Here is a 1,345-nt window from a genome sequence, read left to right as displayed (position 1 = left end):
TAGATACTGTCTTGACCTGTCAAGGGGTAGCAGTCAAATAATTGGGGTCGAAAGGCTTTTGGGATTTTAAAATCCCAAAAGCCAAATGCACCAGTTTCCTCATCAGCGCACCAATCACCTGCATTTTGACCTTTCCACGACCCAATAATCTCTCACTCATGGCTTTCAGCAAAGGGTTATGACGCATCGCCACTACCGCTGGCATATACAATGCTTTTCGCAGTCGGACATTACCCGTACAAGACAAACGAGTTTTGCCCTTAACCGAAGTCCCAGAAGTACGTTCGCTCGGTGTTAAACCAGCGTATGCTGCTAATTGACGAGCATTATCGTAATCAGAAACATCGCCAATTTCAGCTAATAATATAGAAGCTGTTAAATCGCCCATGCCAGGAATTGAAGTCAACAGCTCGCGCTGTTGTTTTAAGTGTGGGTGTTGGTCAAAATGGTCACTAATCAGTTTTTTGATTAGTTGTTGTTGCTGTTTTAGATAGTCCAAATGTTCCTGGGTAAGGGCAGCAACTGTTGGCGTAGCTGTCTCCAAACGGTTTTGTTCGCTCGTCATCATTTCTGTGACTGATTCGAGCCGCCGTAACAGGGCTTGTAATTCCTTGACTTCGGGGGCTGTAGGTGTCCATAATGATGGTTTCATTGCCGCACAAAAACGGGCAATCAGTGCCGCATCTACGGAGTCTGTTTTCGTTCTCAGAAGTTCGCTTTTAGCAAACCCTTTAATCCGAGCAGGATTGACGATACTTACCTGAAAGCCTTCCCCATAAAGGAATTCTGCCAAGGCTTCGCCGTAGATGCTAGTAGCTTCCATACAAGCATGGAGTTCGACTACACTTTGTTGTTTGAGCCAGTTATGCAAACTCTCAAACCCTTGAATATTGTTCGTAAACTTTTTGGGTTTAGTTGCACGACCTTCTTTCAGTAATGAGACGTGAAAGTCTCTTTTACTGATGTCTATACCTAAGACTGTTGATGTCATTTTTGGCTCCAGATATACTCCAATTTATGAAAGAACCGACAGGCAATTGAATACTAACCTTGTCAATGCAGGCTTTCCCGATCATGCCGAGAGCCTAAGATACTGTCCAGTTTAGTGCGCCTGTCATCAGTAATGGGAGCTTATCTACGCAACAGACTTGTTTAGTCTAAGGGGCGGGCCAACTTCACCGATTTCTGATGTCCTTGAAGAACACTTTCTGCTGAAACTTGCATCAGAGTCAGAAACTTTTCTTGTTTCTTTAGATTTACTTTGCTTGTCGGTACGATCGCCTGATGATCGGCTTGATCGCCTGATGATCGGCTTGATCGCCTGATGATCGGTACGATCGCCTGA

Annotated in this window: 2 protein-coding genes; both read right to left on the bottom strand. The window is 44.6% G+C overall.

From position 1 onward, the window contains the following. Positions 1–19: 19 nt before the first annotated feature. Complete coding sequence (locus tag QUB14_RS28600; RefSeq protein WP_333221638.1) at positions 20–991, bottom strand: IS110 family transposase; 972 nt, start codon at positions 989–991, stop codon at positions 20–22. A gap of 161 nt (positions 992–1,152) precedes the next feature. Continuing rightward, positions 1,153–1,345 (bottom strand): hypothetical protein (locus QUB14_RS28595; RefSeq protein WP_333221640.1); only part of this gene is annotated, 193 nt, incomplete at its 5' end.

Origin of the sequence: Microcoleus sp. B3-D2 (assembly GCF_036705345.1) — a bacterium.
Taxonomy (GTDB): Bacteria; Cyanobacteriota; Cyanobacteriia; order Cyanobacteriales; family Microcoleaceae; genus Microcoleus.
Note: the sequence above shows the minus strand (reverse complement) of the source record. Positions and strands in the feature narration are given on the sequence as shown.

Bases quoted from the DNA above. Each gene is read 5' to 3' on its own strand.
- QUB14_RS28600 (WP_333221638.1), bottom strand. From the start codon at position 991: ATGACATCAACAGTCTTAGGTATAGACATCAGTAAAAGAGACTTTCAC.